At 63.3% G+C, this 17,380-nt stretch carries 11 protein-coding genes; 3 read left to right on the top strand and 8 right to left on the bottom strand.

All coding sequences use genetic code 11. The annotated features are described in order from the left end of the window. Positions 1–46: 46 nt before the first annotated feature. From J3L12_RS08165 to rimO, 4 genes are all read right to left on the bottom strand, one after another. Positions 47–1,534, bottom strand: a complete 1,488-nt coding sequence (locus J3L12_RS08165; protein WP_208014559.1) for a TrkH family potassium uptake protein — start codon at positions 1,532–1,534, stop codon at positions 47–49. Between the two features lie 268 nt (positions 1,535–1,802). Then, complete coding sequence (locus tag J3L12_RS08160; RefSeq protein WP_243455066.1) at positions 1,803–3,188, bottom strand: TrkH family potassium uptake protein; 1,386 nt, start codon at positions 3,186–3,188, stop codon at positions 1,803–1,805. Positions 3,189–3,261: 73 nt separating this feature from the next. Then, positions 3,262–4,599, bottom strand: a complete 1,338-nt coding sequence (gene trkA, locus J3L12_RS08155; protein ID WP_208014557.1) for a Trk system potassium transporter TrkA — start codon at positions 4,597–4,599, stop codon at positions 3,262–3,264. Between the two features lie 150 nt (positions 4,600–4,749). Next, positions 4,750–6,126 carry a 30S ribosomal protein S12 methylthiotransferase RimO gene (gene rimO / locus J3L12_RS08150; protein ID WP_208014556.1) on the bottom strand — a complete coding sequence of 459 codons (1,377 nt, stop codon included), beginning with the start codon at positions 6,124–6,126 and terminating at the stop codon, positions 4,750–4,752. 296 nt (positions 6,127–6,422) lie between these two features. On the opposite strand from rimO, the gene J3L12_RS08145 reads away from it, so the two are divergent. Then, entirely contained in the window at positions 6,423–7,007 is a 585-nt protein-coding gene (locus J3L12_RS08145) for a DUF937 domain-containing protein (RefSeq protein ID WP_208014555.1), read from the top strand. Positions 7,008–7,085: 78 nt separating this feature from the next. On the opposite strand, the gene J3L12_RS08140 is transcribed toward J3L12_RS08145, so the two are convergent. From J3L12_RS08140 to J3L12_RS08125, 4 genes are all read right to left on the bottom strand, one after another. Then, positions 7,086–8,030 (bottom strand): RodZ domain-containing protein, encoded by a 945-nt coding sequence (locus J3L12_RS08140; protein ID WP_208014554.1) that lies wholly within the window; start codon positions 8,028–8,030, stop codon positions 7,086–7,088. A gap of 54 nt (positions 8,031–8,084) precedes the next feature. Continuing rightward, entirely contained in the window at positions 8,085–8,972 is an 888-nt protein-coding gene (locus J3L12_RS08135) for a pseudouridine-5'-phosphate glycosidase (RefSeq protein WP_208014553.1), read from the bottom strand. A gap of 210 nt (positions 8,973–9,182) precedes the next feature. Next, on the bottom strand, positions 9,183–11,018 hold the full coding sequence (locus J3L12_RS08130; protein WP_208014552.1) for a tetratricopeptide repeat protein: 1,836 nt from the start codon (positions 11,016–11,018) through the stop codon (positions 9,183–9,185). A gap of 32 nt (positions 11,019–11,050) precedes the next feature. Beyond that, the gene (locus tag J3L12_RS08125) at positions 11,051–12,823 is read right to left on the bottom strand and encodes a diguanylate cyclase (protein WP_208014551.1); all 1,773 of its coding nucleotides are present in this window, start codon (positions 12,821–12,823) and stop codon (positions 11,051–11,053) included. Between the two features lie 260 nt (positions 12,824–13,083). On the opposite strand from J3L12_RS08125, the gene J3L12_RS08120 reads away from it, so the two are divergent. After that, the gene (locus J3L12_RS08120) at positions 13,084–13,719 is read left to right on the top strand and encodes a hypothetical protein (RefSeq protein WP_208014550.1); all 636 of its coding nucleotides are present in this window, start codon (positions 13,084–13,086) and stop codon (positions 13,717–13,719) included. 201 nt (positions 13,720–13,920) lie between these two features. After that, positions 13,921–17,367, top strand: coding sequence for a BTAD domain-containing putative transcriptional regulator (locus tag J3L12_RS08115; RefSeq protein ID WP_208014549.1), 3,447 nt, complete (start codon positions 13,921–13,923; stop codon positions 17,365–17,367). Positions 17,368–17,380 lie beyond the last annotated feature (13 nt).

Raw genomic sequence — 17,380 nt, 5'->3', positions numbered from 1 at the left:
CAAATCCCAACGGCCCTCCACCCTAGACTCTTGACCCTTGACGTTCTTAACCCCGCAATTTCTTCCACAGCTCGGGGGTGAAAAGCAAAAAAACCGGAATCAACTCAATACGTCCGGCCCACATCTGGAAAATCAGGATTGCTTTAGATAGCGGCTCCAATCCGGCATAGCTTCCCATCGGCCCCACTTCGCCCAGCCCCGGCCCGATGTTGCCGATGGCCTGGGCGCTTGCGGTGAAGCCAACTATAAAGTTGTTCTCGAGCAGCGAAATAGTCAGCGTACCGGCGGCCAGCAGCGCCACGTAGAGCGTAATGAAAGCGGCTACCGAGCGCATCACATCCTCACCCAGAGCCTTGCTGCCCAGCCGCAGAGTGATGATGGCCTGGGGGTGCAGCGAACGGATTAACTCCCGCCGCACAATAGCCCCCACCACCAGCAACCGAATCACCTTGATACCCCCCGCGCCCGAGCCCGCACATCCCCCCACAAACATGGCCGCGACCAGAATGGCCTGGGCAGCCGGAACCCATAGGGCAAAGTCGGCGCTGGCATAGCCGGTGGTGGTGATGATGGAGGTCACGTTGAAGAAGGCATGGCGGAGGGCGTCGCTCCAGCTATAGTTCATGTCCCGGGTGTGGTGGGTCATCAGGAAAGCCGCCAGCGATAAGCTAAACACCAGGACAATCAGGGTATAGACCCGCAGCTCCACATCTCTTAATAGCGGACGGGGGTCCAGCGTGAAAAAAAGCCTGTACTGGAGCACGAAACCTGCCCCACCCAGAAACATGAACAGGGTGCCGAACCACTGGGCCAGCGGGGTGTACTGCTCAAAACTGCGGGGGTTGGGGCTAAACCCCGCAGCCGGTAGGGTGGTCAGGGCGTTGCAAACGGCTTCAAAGGGGGGAACACCGGCGACCCAGTAGCACAGCGCGGCGGCCACGGTAAGGGCAGCGTACACTTTGAGGATGCTCTGTGCGGTGGTGCGCAGCCGGGGGGTGAAGGGTTCTTTTTGGACCCCGGTGCTCTCGGTGATAAAAAGCTGACGCCCGGCCACAGCCAGATGGGCCAGCAGGGCCACCGCCAGCACCAGGAAACCGACCCCTCCAAACCACTGCATCAGGCTGCGCCAGAAGAAGAGGCTATAGCCAAACTGGGAAAAATCGGCCAGAGCGGTGGCCCCGGTGGTGGTGAAGCCCGACATGGCTTCAAAGAGCGCATCGAGATAGGGCATACCCCCCGCAATCCAGAACGGGATGGCGCCCAAAGCAGGCACCAGCAGCCAGATCAGGGCAATCGAGAGGAGGGCTTCGGCCCGGCCCGGCTCGTGTCTGGGGTCGCCCAGTTTACGGAACCACCCACCCAGTCCCAGGCCTACCACAGCCCCGATCAGGAAGCCCCAGGGCGATTCGCGGAGCAGAAGCGCCAGGGCCTCGAGCCCCAGCATTACCAGGCCCAAAGCCAGGTACACCACGCCCAGGAAGTAGTAAGCAAAGCGCAGGTTTTCGAGCAGCCAGGGTTTAGCTCGGGTTCTCATCTGACACCCAATCTGCTCAGAAGTGACCCAAAAGCGATATAAGAGACCCTCGGACGCGCCCCCTGGCGCGGCAAGTGAGGGGCGCGTTTAGCGCCGCTCACGCGCAGAGTTGGTATGAATACCAACCCTGCCTTTCGCTGCGAGCAGGCCAGGCCATCGAAAGCGTGTAAAACGCGCTGGGCTAGTTCAATTCCAGACTGTGCGGCTTCAGAGTTGTTGCGCCGCCAGAGCAATGCAGGTATGAACAGCCTGGATTTCATCGAGCGCCTCAGGCCCTTAGCCGACGCCAGAGGTCGGGGGTGAAGAGCGAGAATACCGCAATCAACTCGATCCGGCCTGCCCACATCTGAAAAATCATCACCGCTTTGGAGATGGGATGCAGATTGCCGTAGTGGGCCATGGGCCCCACATCGCCCAGCCCAGGTCCCACGTTGCCGATGGCCGCCGCCGAGGCGGTAAAGGCGACCACGAAGTCTTCTTCCAAGACCCCCATCACCAGTGCGCCCAGGGCAAAGAGACCCACGTACAGGGTGATAAAGGCCGAAACCGCCCGCAGTACATCCTCGCCGATGTTCTTGTTGCCGACCCGCAAAGGCAGCACTGCCTGGGGGTGCAGGGCCCGCTGCAACTCCCGCCGCACCAATGAGCCAATCACCAGCCAGCGGATGACCTTGATGCTCCCCCCCACGCTGCCGGCGCTTCCGCCCACGAACATCAGCATGACCAGAAGGGTCTGGGCGGGTACCACCCACTGGGCAAAGTCTGCCGAGGCGAAACCGGTGCCGGTAATGATGGAAGCGGTTTGAAAGAAGGCATGGCGCAGGGCCGGTTCCAGGGTGTAGTCGTGTCGGAAGAACAGCACCCCCGCCATGACCAGCGCTACCGTCAGCACAATCAGGGCGTAGGCGCGAAACTCGGGGTCGCGCAGGGGCGCGGCGTACTCGCGGCCAAAAATGGCCCGGTACTGGAGCAGCAGATTAACCCCGGTCAGGAACATGACCACGGCCGCTATCCACTGGGTGAGGGGGGCATAGGCTGCGAAACTCTGGGGGTTGGGGCTGAAACCGCCGGCGGAGACGCTCGAGAAGGTGTTGGTGATGGCCTCGAAGACCGGCACGCCGGTCAGCAGGTAGGCGGTCAGGGTGAGCAGGGTCAGTAGCAGATAGACCCGCAGGATGTAGTTGGCGGTTTGGCGCAGCTTGGGGGTGAGCTGCTGCTTTTGTACGCCGGTGGTCTCGGCAAAAAACATCTGCCGTCCAGCCAGGGCCAGGTGGGGCAAGACCACAATAAAGAGCAGCAGGATGCCCATCCCGCCAAACCACTGGCTCAGGCTGCGCCAGAAAAAAAGCCCATAGCTGAACTGCGAGAAGTCGGCCAGGATGGTGGCCCCGGTGGTGCTGAAGCCGGAGGTGGCTTCGAACAGCGCGTCCAGGTAGCTGAGGCCCCCCGAAATCCAGTACGGGATGGCCCCCAGGATGGGCACCAGAATCCAGAGCCCGGCCACTGTGAGCAGGGCTTCGGCCCGGCGCGGCTCGGCCTGGGGGCTTCCCAGCCGCCGGAGAACCCAGCCAAGGGGTAGTCCAATGGCCGCCCCCACAAAAAAGCCCAGGGCATTCTCGCCCAGGAGCGTATCGGTCAGGCCCAGCAGGCCCATCACCGCACCCAGCGCCACATACACCGTTCCGGTCATGTAGGTGGCCACCGGGATGGGGTTGGCCCGGACTGCTTTAGCGAACCTGGGCCAGGACTTCATCGGCCACCTGCCGGTCGGTGAGTACCAGGAGCTTGTCGCCAGCCGTAACCGCCAGCATAGGGGAGCGCAGGTAGACCTTGGTGCCGCGCTCGAGGGCCACCGCCACCGCCCCCTGGGGCAGCACCAGCTTGTCGAAAGGGGTCTCGCGGAAGTCGGGGGGTACCTCGAACTCCAGGAGCTCGATCTGGTCTTCGATCAGGGCCAGGTGATCCACGTTGTCGGGAGCGATCCAGTCCACCACCTCGCGCACCGCGGCCGCGCGGGGGGTGAGGGGGATGTCTATGCCCACATGCTCGAAAAGGCGGCGGTTTTCGCCCCGGTTGACCCGGGTAATCACCTTGGCTACCCCCACCTGCTTGGCCAAGAGCGAGACCAGCAGGTTTTTTTCGTCGTTTTCGGTGACCGCTACCATCACGTCCACATGGTCGAGGCCCTCGGACTCCAGAAGCTCGAGGTCGGTGCCGTCGCCCTCGAGGACCAGGGCCCCCGGCAGATGCTCGGCCAGCCAGGCGCAGCGGTCGGGGTTGTGGTCGATGATGGTGACCTCGAGACGGTGCTTCAGCAGCTCTTTGGTCACCATGTAGCCCACATTGCCACCCCCCACCACCATCACCCGCCGCACCCGCTCACGGGGGGCAAAGCAGGCCTGGATGACATCGAAGCCCTGGGGGGTGGTCATGAAGAAGATGCGATCCTCGGGCTCGAGGGTCAGCTCCTTGAACCTGGGGTCGGTGGCGGCGTAGAACTTGCCCTCCCGCAGGATGCCGGCCAGAAAGCTGCCGCCCGGCCAGTCCAATAGGGCCAGCTCCTTGCCCACATAGGGGCCGCCCTCCCGCACCTGATACTCCACAAAACGGAGCCGTCCTCCGGCCAGTACCTCGGTGTCTACCGCGCCCGGAATGCGGATCACCTCGACAATTTCCTTGGCCAGCGAGCGCTGGGGCCAGAAGACCTGGTCAATGCGGGTGCCCAGAATTTCTACCGTGCGGGGGTCGGTCAGGATGTCCACATAAGACTGCTTACCCACAAAACACAGGGTTTCCCTGGCCCCCAGACCCTTGGCCAGCATGCAGGCAATCAGGTTGACCTCGTCCCAGTTGGTAGTGGCAATAAAGGTGTTGCACAAGTCCACCTTGGCTTCGCGCAGGATTTCGGGGTCGGTGACGCTGCCAATCACCACCTGTACATCCAGCCCCCCCAGCCGCTCCTTGGCATCTGGGTTGGTATCCACCACCACCAGGTCGTGCTGGGTGTGTAGAGCTTTCGCAATCTGCGAGCCGATCTCGCCGCCGCCAGCAATCACGATGTACATAAGGGGCTCCGCTTTACTACCTGCCAATAGCCGAAAGCCAAATGCCGAAGGCCCCTGTGGAGGTCTTCGGAGGGTTTGGTCTCCCGGTTTTGCCGAATGCTCAAGTCTAGACAGACCTGAAAAGGTTTCATAAGCCAGACCGGGTTCAGCTTACACCCGAATTGTTTCTATGGCTACGTTGTGCATCACCGGCACCCCCGGTTTCCAGGCCACCCGCCCCACCATCTCGCCGTACAGGTCGTAGGCTTCGGCCTGGGTGACCCTGACCCGGATGATGTCGCCAATCTTGACCGTTCCATCGGTCTCAACGTAGACCAGGCCGTCAATGCCCGGCGCGTCGAATTTGGAGCGGCCCACTACCTGGCCCGGTAGCTCGCCGTAGTCGTCCACCATGACCTCGAGGGTCTGGCCCACTCTGGCCTGGTTTTTCTCGAGGCTAATCTGCTGTTGCAGGGCCATCAGGCGTGCACGGCGTTCCTCCTTGACCTCCTCTGGCACGGCTCCCGGCAGGGCGTTGGCGTCGGCCCCTTCCACCTCGGAGTAGGTGAAGCAGCCCACCCGGTCGAGCCGCGCCTCGGCGATAAAGTCCAGCAAGAGGGCGAAGTCCTCTTCGGTTTCGCCGGGGAAGCCCACGATGAAGCTCGAGCGTATCGCCAGGTCGGGGGCGATGGCGCGCCATTCCTGAATGGTTTTGAGGTGGCTTTCGGCCCCCCCAGGGCGGCGCATGGCCCGTAGGATGCTGGGGCTGGCGTGCTGCAACGGCACATCCAGGTAGGGCAGCAGCTTGCCCTCGGCCATCAGGGGAATCAGGTCGCGCACGTGCGGGTAGGGGTACACGTAGTGCAGCCGCAGCCAGGCCCCCAGCTTTGCCAGTTCGTTGACCAGGTCTACCAGGTGTGCCCGTACTGGTCGGCCTGCGTAGTCGGAGGGACGGTGGCGAAGATCCACCCCGTAGGCCGAGGTGTCCTGGGCAATCACCAGCAGCTCCTTGGTGCCGGTGCCCACCAGCCGGGCCGCCTCGAAGAGGATGTCGGCGGCATCGCGGCTTTGTTGCAGGCCGCGTAGCTTGGGGATGATGCAGAAGCTGCAGCGGTGGTTGCAGCCCTCGGCAATTTTCAAGTAGGCATAGTGGCGGGGGGTGAGCTTGACCTGGGGCGGCACCAGGGCCGTGAAGGGGTTCTGATCCAGGGGCGCCACCCGTTGCACGGCGGCCAGTACCCTGTCTACCTCGCCGGGGCCGGTGACTTCCAGCACCTGCGGATGGGCCTGCTGGATGACCTCGGGGCGGGCCCCCAGGCAGCCGGTCACGATCACCCTGCCGTTCTCCGCGAGGGCCTCGCCAATCGCGGTGAGCGACTCCTCCACCGCCGGGGTGATGAAGCCGCAGGTATTCACCACCACCACATCGGCGCCCTGGTACGTCGGGGCGGTCTCGTACCCCTGGGCCCGCAAACGCGAGAGTATCTGCTCCGAATCCACCAGGGCCTTGGGACAGCCCAGACTCACAAACCCAACCTTGCCTGCCATTCGCTCTCCTGTGCGCCGGTGGCGCGACAACATTAGCGAGTATAGCAGGAATAGCGTGAATGGGTGGAAACCGCAAAGTTGAAGGAGGCACGTCATTGTTAGAGAAGTCAATAGTTCGTCTAATGTCGCAGGTCACAAGTCGCAGGCCCATGGCCAAAAATCCTTGACCAGACCCTTCTGGGCTGCTTCAAGGGATGCCTCCGGAACTGCCTACAAATCTCCTGCAAAGGGTGGTGCTACAATCCATAAGGTTTCTGGGAACCTGCATTCGTGGCCAGTGGAAACCGGAGGTCAAGATGGCAGGACTTATGGATTTGCTTGGAGCGGCCCTCAACGAAAACACCATCAAGCAGATGGCGGGCCAATTGGGGGCTTCGGACACCCAGGTACAGAGCGCTATCGGGATGGCATTACCGGCCCTTTTGCAGGGCTTGCAGCGAAATGCTGCCGATCCAAAGGGGGCCGAGTCGCTGGCCGCTGCGCTAGACCGCGACCACGACGGGAGTGTGCTGGACGACTTGATGGGCTTTCTGGGCCAGGCTCAGCAGGGGCCGGGCGCCGGTATTCTGCGGCACGTGCTGGGTGATCATCGGGCGACAGTGCAACAGGGCATCGGCCAGGCGGCGGGCATCAACCCCAACCAGGTGGGGAGCCTTCTGGAGATGCTGGCCCCGATTGTGATGGGAGCGCTGGGCAAAACCACCCGTCAGCAAGGCGCGGGGGCGGGTGGCCTGCTGGATCTGCTGGAGCAAGCCACCGGGCAGATGCAGCAGCAGCAGCCCCAGGCCTTCAATCTGGTCAACATGCTGCTCGACCAGAACCGCGATGGAAACGTGGTGGACGACGTGGTGCGGATGCTGGGCAATTTCCTGAAGCGATAGGGGTCTGAAAGAAATAGGGCCGGACACATGATCCGGCCTTTTTTGCGGAACCACTGTCTTTAGCGCCTTTTCACCGGTTCACTGTCCGTAGCGCAGCGATACTACCTGCCCTACGTTGCCCATGCGGCCCCGATCCTGGCCGTCCACAATGACCCGCACCACCCCGGCGTTACCGGCTCGCACCACCACCGGGAGGGGGAAGCTGAGCTGGGTGCCGCCGGGGGCGGTGCCCTCGTAGAGCTGCCGGCCTGTGCGGGCGTCGGTCACGCGGAGCCAGCTGGCGCCCTCGAGCCTCAGCACCAGCCCGGTGGTGGGGGTGGTCGGATTGGGGGGGGACGTGGGCTCTGGGGTGGTGGGTGCGGCGGGGTTGGGCGGGGGGGCCGGTGGAACGGGGGTGAGGGCGAAGCTCAGGCTGCGGTCGCTTTGCAGGGTGAGTACCTGTTCGTATTTCTGGTAGCCAGCGGCCTCAATCCGGAGGGTGCGTTCGCCGGCCTCCACGCGGGCCTCGAGGGGGGCCTGCCCCAGCAGAAAGCCATCGAGGTAGACCCGCGCCCCGGGGGGCTGGGTGGCAATCCGCAGGCTCACCTGCTGGGGGGGCGGGGGCGTGACGGGGGCCGGTGGGGGGGGTACAGGGGCCGACGTGCTGGGCGGGTTCAGGGCCCGGTAGCCCAGCCAGCCCAGTACCGCCAGGAGCAAAATAAGTGGCACCAGCCAGAGCCAGCCCGTGCTGGAAGGGGAGGTAGGCGCTTTTGTGCTGGAAACGGTTTGGGAAGCAGCGGGCCCTCCCGAATCGGGGGCGCCGATGGGGTAGAGGGCCAGCAAAGGGGCCGGGTCGAGACCCAGCAGCTGGGCGTAGCGCTTCAGGTAGCCTCGAGCCAGGGCCGGCTCGGGCAGCTCGTCGAAGCGACAGTCCTCCAGCGCCTCCAGTATGGCCCGCCGCACCTTGAGAACCTCCGCGGCCTGGGCTAAGTCCAGCCCTTTGGCTTCGCGGGACTCTTTCAACCGCTTCCCCAGCTCACACATTGCGCCTTATTCTATGCCAGTTTATCAGCTAACGTACACGTTATGGCTAGCTGTTCACTCGAGCTCTGCCAAAGCCAGCGCGATTTGCGCTGCAAGCCGGGCATTTTCTTCCAAAAGGCGCAGGTTGACCTCGTCGGTCTGACCGCCGCTCAGCTCGGAGATTCGCCGCAGCAGGAAGGGGGTCAGGGCCTTGCCGCCTATTCCGGCCCGGGCGGCCTCCTGGGTGGCCTGTTCGACCCAGTGCTGTACCTGGGCAAAGTCCAGCCCTTTGGAAATGGGGTTAAGCACCAGCGAGGCTCCCGGCAGCCCCAGCCCTCGAGCGGCCCGAAAAGCCTGGGCGGCCTCAAGCGCCGACTCGACCCGAGCGGGCAGGAGGTAGGGGCTGGTGGGGCTGTGAAAGGCGGGCAGGCGATTAGTTTTGTAGCCCAGCAGGGCCACCCCCAGCGACTCCAGGCGCTCGAGGGTGGCGGCCAGGTCAAGAATGCTTTTAGGCCCCGCCGAGACCACCACAATGGGCGTGCGGGAAAGCTCGAGCAGATCTGCCGACTCGTCGTAGGGATGGGGGTGTACCCCGCCAATACCCCCGGTGGCGAAGACCTGGATACCGGCCTTGTGGGCCAGGAAGGTGGTGGAGGCCACGGTGGTGCCGGCACTCCTGCCCTGGGCGACCAGTGCGCCCAGGTTCCACAGGCTGGCCTTGTCGGCGCTGTCGTCGGCAGCGATGGCCTTTAGCTCGTCCGGGGTCAGGCCCACCACCACCTCGCCTTTCAGAATGGCGATGGTGGCGGGGACGGCGCCGGCTTGCCGCACGGTGTCCTCGAGCTTCTGGGCTAGTTGCAGGTTCAGGGGGCGGGGCAGGCCATGGGTGATGACGGTGGACTCGAGGGCCACCACCGCCTGGTGGGTTTGCAGGGCTTGGGCGACTTCGGGATGCAGACGCATAGGAACAGCATAAGGGAGGGGGCAGGGGTTATGGAGGGGGCAGGCGACAGAGGTTCCCACTGAATTTTATTGACTCTACGATGCTTGTTGCTGTCTTTATCTCGTCATCAAATCGGGTTACTGCTCCCTTGGGCAACTGGCGTGTAGATGCGCTGTTTGGCTTAGAAGCAGTGAATTCAGCGTAGTTGCATACCCCTGACCCCGCTTCCTTTACCCCTTTACTTGCGGGAACACCCGATTGCGCCCCGCTCGCTTGGCCGCGTAGAGCTGTTCGTCGGCGGCGGCGAGGAGTTTTTCGTGGTTGGGCAGAGTGGGGTCGTTGCTCACCCCGATGCTCACCGTAACCTTCAGATCTGGGTGAATAGTACTCCAGTCATGGCTCTCCACCCGTTGCCGCACCCGTTCACAGGCCACCAGCGCACCGAGCAGGTCGGTTTGTGGGAAGACCAGGGCGAATTCTTCTCCCCCATAGCGGGCCGCAAAGTCCACCCCGCGGCAACTGGACTCGAGCATCTGTCCCACCACCCGGAGGACATCGTCGCCGACCTGATGGGAAAAGTGATCATTAATCTGTTTGAAATGGTCAATGTCCACCATAGCTACGCTAAGGGGAAAGTGGTAGCGTTTGGAAGCAGCAAACTCGCGCTCCAGGTTTTCCTCGAGGTAGCGGCGGTTATAGAGCCGGGTGAGGGGATCCTGACGGGCCAGTCGCTCTAGCTCCTGGGACTGCAGGCGCAGTTTGTCCAGCAGGCGCGACTTTTCGGCGTCGGCTTCCTTGAGGCTTTCGATGGCGCGGGCCAGCTCGCGGTTGGCGCGGGCTAGCTCGATGTTACGCAAGCGCTCTATCTCAGCTTCCTGGCGGGCTTTCTCCACCTGAAACCCGGCCAGCAGGGCGGCGGTTCTTTGGGCTTGCTGTTCTTTGTGCAGCCTGCGCTCAATTTCGATGGCCTGCTGGAGGTGGTATAGGGCGAGGGCGGGTTTGTTCGTTTGTTCGTAGATTCTGGAAAGGGCCTGGTGAAACTCCAAGAGCGGTTTTTGGGGCCCTAGCTCCTCGGCCATCTTGAGCCCTTTTTGCAGAACCTGGGTGGCAGCATCCGGCTGTCCCAGATGGCCCAGTGTCGAGCCTATCTGAAGCCATGTACTGAGCTCACCCAGCCGATTGCCCAGCTCCTGATAGAGCGTTTTGGACGCCTGGAATAACTCCAGAGCCTTTTCCAGGTTGCCCAGAGAGGCCTGGGAAAGGCCCAGATTTTCCAGGCAGGTGGCCCGTACCTGGGGGCTGCCCAATCGGCTGGCAATTTCCAGGGCCTGCTGGTGGTAGTCCAGGGCCTCCTGGGTACGGCCCAGCCGCTGAAACACCACGCCCAGGTTGGAGAGCGCGTTGGCCTGGCCCTGGAGGTCGCCCAGCGCTTGCTTGATCTCCAGGCTTTCGCGGTAGAGCTGTACTGCCCCCGGATAATCGCCCATCTCGAGGTAGACCAGTCCCAGGTTGTTCAGGGTGCCTGCTTCAGTTAGTCGGTCGCCAATCTCGCGCTTGAGGGCCAGACTGCGCAGAAAATACTTGGTGGCCTCCTGGTAGTTGCCTAGGGTGTACTGGACGATGCCCACGCCGCTTAGGGCGTGGGATTCCTGGGCTTTGTGCTCGTATTTACGGCTTTGCTCGAGGGCTTCCAGATAATACTCAAGGGCCTTGGGAAAACTACCCTGAAAGTAGTAGAAGTTGCCCAGGGCGTTCAGGGTGTCTATCTCGCCCTTGACTTCACCGGCCCTGCGCAGGATAGCGAGGGCTTCCTCGAGGCACCCCTGGGCTGCCGGCAGGTTGCCCTGGCGAAAATGGAAATCGCCCAGGTTTTTCAGGGCCAGCCCGCGCCCTGCCGGATAGGCGGGGTTTTGCGACAGAATCAGCATGTCCTCCACGGTCTCTTTGGCCCGGCGCAGGTCGCTCAGACGCAGAAACTGGTAGAGCTGATCCAGAAGCCCCAGTTTCTCCGAAAGGGCCTGGGTCTGGTTGAGTTGGGCCTCGAGGGCCTGGAGGGTCTGGTTCATAGCCCAACAATCTTGGGCTTTATCATACGATTTTATGACCCGAAGCAAACCTGGTTGCGGCGTTTGCGCTTGGCGTCGTAGAGGTACTGGTCGGCCACCATCAGGAGTTTTTCGTGGTTGGGGGCGCTGGGCGCGTCGGATACCCCGATGCTGACCGTAACCGCCAGGTCGGGGTGGATGAAGCTCCAGTCGTGGGTCTCGATTCGCTGGCGCAGGCGCTCGCAGACGGCGGCGGCCTCGGCAACGGGGGTCTGGGGGAACACGATGGCAAACTCCTCCCCGCCGTAGCGGGCAATCAACTCGACTTCCGGCAGGGTTTCCTTGAAAAGGGCAGCGGTGGTTTTGAGTACCTCGTCGCCCGCCTGGTGGGAGTAGGTGTCGTTGATAGCCTTGAAGTGGTCGAGGTCAATCAGGGCGACGCTCAGGGGCCACTGCTCGGCACGGGATTGCTCAAACAGGCGCTCGAGCTGCTCCTCGAGGTAGCGGCGGTTGTAGATCTGGGTGAGGGGGTCGGTGCGCACCATCTGCTCGAGCTGGGCCAGCAGCTGGCTTTTTTCGCGATTGGCCTGCTCGAGGGCTTCGTTCGCGGCAACCAGCTCCACATTCCGCAGGCGCACGATCTCGGCTTGCTGCAGGGCCTGTTCGGCCTGGAAGCGAATCAGGAGGGCCAGGGTTTTGCGCTCGAGTTGTTCGCGCAGGTTGGCGGCGGTCAGTTCGTGGTACAGCCGGTGTTGCTGGAGGGCCAGGGCAAACTGGCCCTTGTGCTGCCAGACCTCCGACAGATACAGATGCACTTCGGTATGGGCCTTGCGGTTGCCAGCGGACTGGGCTACCTGCAGGGCTTCCTCGAGGGTGTTCTGGGCCATTTCGTAGTTGCGCTTTTCCAGCCAGATGCGGCCAATCTGCACCAGCAAGTCGGCTTCGGTATGGCGGTTGTGTAGCTCGCGCTCGAGTTCCAGGGCTCGTTTGTTGAGCTCGAGGGCGGTGTCGTACTGCCCCAGGGCAAAGTACGTAAGGGCCAGATTGCCCAGCGCGCTGGCCTCGATACGGCGATCCCGCAGCTTCTGGGCCAGTTGCAGTGCCTGCTGGCTGTACTCGAGCGAAGACTGGTAGGAGTCTAGCCGGTAGTAGGTGAAGCCCAGGTTGTTGCGAACCACCGCCTCGCGCTGCTGGTTGCCCACCCGGATGCAGATTTCCAGACCCTTCTGGAAAAGCTCCTGGGCCCTGGAGAGCTCCCCCTGCTCCAGATAGACCGCGCCCAGGTTGCCCAGGGCGGCCCCTTCGGCCTCGAGGTTGCCCAGGCTCTGGGCCAGTCCCAGGCTATGCAGGTACAGTTCGGCGGCGCCCTGGTAATCAAACAGCGAGAAATAGGTTCCCGCCAGCCCGTTCAGAGTGGCGACTTCCAGATTGCTGTCCTGCAGCCGATGAGCGAGTTCCAATGCCTGGTTGTAATGCTGAATGGCGCTGCGATACTCGCCCAGCATGCGCTGCACATGGCCCAGCGTGCAGAGGCTCTTGGCTGCAAGGCTTTGATCGGGGCCGAGTGACAGCAGGGTATTGAGGTTGGCGCGGGCCTCGAGGTACTGTCCCAGTCGGTACTGGCTTTCCCCCAGCAGGCTCAGGACGGGCAGTCGGAGCCTGGCGAGCCCATGCTCCTGGCACAGCTGCGCGGCCTGGGTGGCCATGTCCAGGGCCTGGGAGGGGTTGATGCGCAAGACCTCACTACCCAGATCCACCAGGGTCAGTACCCGTTCGGCAGCCGTGGGGGCCGCGGAGGAGGTGAGATGGGTGGCGGCGTGGTTCAAAATTTCTCCTGACGATAAGGCACCAAAATACTTGCGAAGAGGTGCAACCTGGCTCGAGCCTAGGGGGAAAAGGCATTAATTCCGGTGATATCTGACACACCCAGCCGTTAACTGGGGGTGTGGTTTGTAGAATTTTACGTTTGAAACGTATTTGACGAACTCAAGGATTGTGGTTCAACTGGGCAGGCTCTGGCCGAACATGTATCTGAATTGAACCGAACACCGCAGTCTTGCGGCCCAGGGTATGCCATCCTGCGCACATGGCACGATGGCTCATGATGGGTTGTTTTGGTTTTTTGCTTTTTTTGGGTCTGGCAGGCTGGGCAGCCTACTCGTTCCTGATTCGTCCGGCCCAGACCCTGGTCAACAATTTTCAGCAGATTATCGCCCAGGACAAAGACATAAAACGGCAGACTGCGTATACGCCCCCCGCCAGTGGGCTGCTGAGTCCCGATCAAGTACAGCGCTTTGTACGGGTGCAGCGCAGCGTCAAGCAACAGCTAGGGGAGCGCTACCAGCGCGTGGAGGCCCGGCTCAACCAGCTGGCCAACCAGCAAGTCGGGCAGCTTACGCTGGACTACCGCACGGCGCTGGATCTGTTCCGCGAGGGGGGCTCGCTGGTGCTGGATGCCAAAGGGTTGCAGGTGCAGGCCCTGAACCGGGAGGATTTCTCGCTCGAGGAGTATGCCTGGGTGCGCTCCCAGGTCTATGCCGCGCTCGGCTATGGGGTGCCCAATCTGAACCCCCAGGAAATTCTGCGCCAGATTGCGGCCCGAGACTTTAACCCCAGGGTCGAGCTGGCCAGGCCCGAAGCCCCGGCGGCCAATGTTCGGCTGGTGGAGCCGTACCGCGACGAACTGGTGAGTTACTATCCTTTTACCTGGTTCGGGTTGTAAAGCAGTAGTTCGTGCAATCGAGCCCAGAAACCGCAGAACAGAGAATTCCACCTTCGCCATTCTCGCATTATTTGCAACCAGGATTCCTTGTCGGCTGCGCCTCTTCGGAATGACAGGGCGATTCTTTGTGACACAAAAATGCTTGGATAACTTTGTGGCAAACAAACATCCAGCCTTGACGGGTATTCCTACAATGTTTAAATGCCGGAACGCAAACGCCCGGAAAAGGCACCGGGAGCCGCTGAGGCCCAGGTATCCCGTGGGCGTCTGGCGCTGCTGGGCGTTCCGGTTTTGCAGATCCAAACGCGCCAGCTAAGCCCGGTTGAACGCAAGACCGCGGGCATTCTGGCTTACCTGACCCTGGAAGGCCCCACCCCCCGCTCCAGGCTGGCGGGCCTGCTCTGGCCCGAGTCGTCCGAGGCCACCGCCCGCAACAACCTGGCCCAGGCCCTGCGGCGACTCAAACAGGCTACGGGGGCCGAGCTGGTAAGGGGCGCGGATGTGCTGGAGTTGCAAGGGCTGGAGGTGGATGTGGCCGCCCTCGAGGTTGCCCACTTCGCAGGCCGCCATGCCGAGGTGGTCCAGAGCCAGGGCCGCTTGCTCGAGGGCCACGACTACGACGACTGCCCCGACTTCGACGACTGGCTGATCATAAGGCGCGAACGTCTGGACGACTTACGCCGCGATTCGCTCACAGCCCTGGCCGAGGAGCTCGAGCAGGCCGGGCAGTACCGCGAAGCCCTGAGCTACGCGGAACGTCTGGTGGAGCTAGACCCGCTTTCAGAAGCGGCTCACCGCCGGGTCATGCGGCTTTGGTACCTGAGCGGCGACCGACCGGCGGCGCTCAAGGCCTACGACCGTTGCAAGGCCGTTTTACAGCGGGAGCTGGGCATGGCCCCCCTGGCCGAGACCCAGGCCCTGGCCGCACAGATTGCCCAGGGTTCGGCGCTTGCCTATAGCAGCCGATCGCCCCGCAGCACCATGCCCCTGAGCCTGATCCGCCCGCCGTTGCTGGTGGGGCGGGAAAAGCTCTGGGCCGCCATGGAGGAAGCCTACCAGAAAGGCCAGGTGGTGTTTTTGCGGGGTGAGCCGGGCGTGGGAAAAACCCGTCTGGCTACCGATTTTGCGGCATCCAAGGGGCGGGTGGTGTTGTTGGCGGCCCGGCCTGGCGATGTGGCCGTGCCCTACTCGAGCTACGCCCGCAGCCTGCGGGAGTCCTTCAGTGAGCGCCCCGGTCTAGCACAGGCCCTGCCGGCCTGGGTGCGCCGCGAGCTAGCCCGTATTCTGCCAGAACTGGAGCAGGAGGCCCCGCCGCCCCTCCTCTCGGAAGCCGACAAGCTGCGTTTCTACGATGCACTAAGTGAGCTCACCCTGCTTTTGCACGAGGGGGCAGCCCCCAGCATTCAGGTCAGCGACGATGCCCAGTACCTCGACCCGGCCAGCCTCGAGGCCATGCTCTACCAGCTCAACAAATACGGCGGGGTGGGGAAGAAGGGCCAGCCCCCCTTTACCATCGAGATTTACCGCCGGGGCGAGATGTCCAGCGCGATTGAGCAGGAGGTTTTTTACCCTCTGGTCGAGCGGGGGCTGGCGGTCTTGCTGGATGTGGAGCCGCTAGAGCCTGCCGAGGCCGAAGCCCTGGTGGGGAGCCTTGAAGTGGCAGGTTTGCCTGCGTTGGCGCCGTCGCTGGTGCGCTATGCCGGGGGCAATCCGTTTTTTGTGCTCGAGACGGCCCGCAGCCTGGTGGAATCCGGCGCTTTGCAAAAAGGGGTGCCGCAAAAACTCCCGGCTTCGGGCAAGGTACGGGCCCTGATTCAGCGGCGGTTGGAGCGCCTGAGCCCCCAGGCCCTGAACCTCGCCCGTACTGCAGCCGTCGCAAGTACAGACTTCTCGGTTGTGCTGGCCGCCCGGGTGCTGCAAACCAGCCCCGTCGCGCTCAGCGAGCCCCTGGCCGAGCTCCAGACGGCCCAGGTCATGCAGGGCCATGCCTTCGTTCACGACCTGCTTTACGAGGCCACCCTGGAGGGCATTCCGGCCAGCATCAAGCTGTATCTGCACCAGCAAGTGGCCGCTATTTTGGAGGAGCAAAAGGCCGAGCCGGCCCGTATTGCCGCCCACTGGCTCGAGGGCGAGCCCCCCAGGGCCATTCCCTTTCTGATCCAGGCGGCCCGGAAGGCCGAGGCGGCTTACCAGCTGGCCGAGGCGGCCCAGTTCTACCAGCGGGCCCTCGAGCTGGCCGACCCGATGGGCAATGCCGGGCAGACCTTCGATCTGCTGGAAGCCCTCAGCCAGGTGATGAGCCGCTTCGATACCGGCCTGCGGCACGCGGCCCTGGTCGAGCGTATGCTGGCCCTGGCCGATACCCCCGCCCGGCGGGCCCGGGCCTGGCTGTGCGAGGCCATTCGCCTGGGCGAGCACGCCTATGGCCTCGAGGCCGAGCAGGCCGCCCGCCAGGGCTTGCAGCAGGCCGAGGAGGCCGGGCTGCCCGACCTGCGGGTTCGCTTGCTGGATGCCCTGGCCCAGGCCCTGTTTGTCCAGCGCAAGACCCCCGCCCTGATTGAGGCCCTGGAGCAACTCCGGCAGCTTCATCTGGAGCGGGGCGATGCGCTTCAGGCGGCCATCTGCACTTCCCGGCTGGGCATCGCCTACGACCAGCTCGAGCGCCACCGCGAGGCCCTGGGGTTCTACCGGGAGGCGGGGCCGGTGCTCGAGCGTTCCGACAACCGGCTGATGCAGGTCGGCTTTCACCATAACCGGGCGGTCTGCCTGGCTGCGCTGGGCTATGCCGAGGCGGCCCTGGAGGCGCAGTTGCAGGCGCAGCGCTTGCTCGAGGGCGTGCAGGGCGCGGTAGGCCGCGAGGTACACCACCTCAACAACCTGGCCCTGCGCTACTACGACCTCGAGCGCTACGCCGAAGCCCAGCAAGCCCTGGAACGCGCCTTGCAAATAGTGCCCGAAGAATGGGGCTGGACGCGGGCTTTTAGCCAGTACCAGATGGCCCGGCTGCACCGGTTCTGGGGGGCGTGGGGTCTGGCCGCGGACTGGCTGGGCCGCGCTTTGGCCGAGCCCGACCTGCCCCGGCGGGACGAGGCCACCTACCGGATTCTGGAAGCCCTTCTGGCCCACCAACGGGGCGAGCCTGTGGGGCCCCTGCTGGAGCGGCTCGAGGCCCTGTTTGCCGGGTATCGGGGGCTGGCCTATGGCTGCTACCTGCTGGCCAAAGCCCGCATGAGCTCCCCCGAGCAGGCGCTGCTTTGCACCCAGGAGGCGCTCACCCTGGCCCAGCAAAACGACTGGCCCAGCCTGGAAATCGCGGCCCACACCCTCCGGGCTAATGTTTTGCTCGAGCTGCCTGCCCGTTCCTCGCGCGATAAAAAGGAAGCCCAGCGCCACATCCAGGCGGCTGTGGAGAAGCTTGAGACGTACTGGCCCACGGGCTGCACAAGGCTCGAGGTGCTGTGGGTACGCTACCGGGCTCAGACCGGCCACCAGGCCGATAGCGCTCAACTTCGGCAGGTGCTAGACTACCTGAGAAAGATCGCCGATCAACAAGTACCCCCAGCCCACAGACCCGGTTTTCTGCATCAAAACCCCCTCTGCAAGGCGATTCTCGAGGCGGCCCAATCTGCCGGAATCGCAACCTTCTAACGCTTGTCATCCT

This window comes from Meiothermus sp. CFH 77666 (assembly GCF_017497985.1).
GTDB lineage: Bacteria > Deinococcota > Deinococci > Deinococcales > Thermaceae > Meiothermus.
The sequence above is the reverse complement of the archived record's forward strand: the minus strand, read 5'-3'. Positions and strand labels throughout refer to the sequence as shown.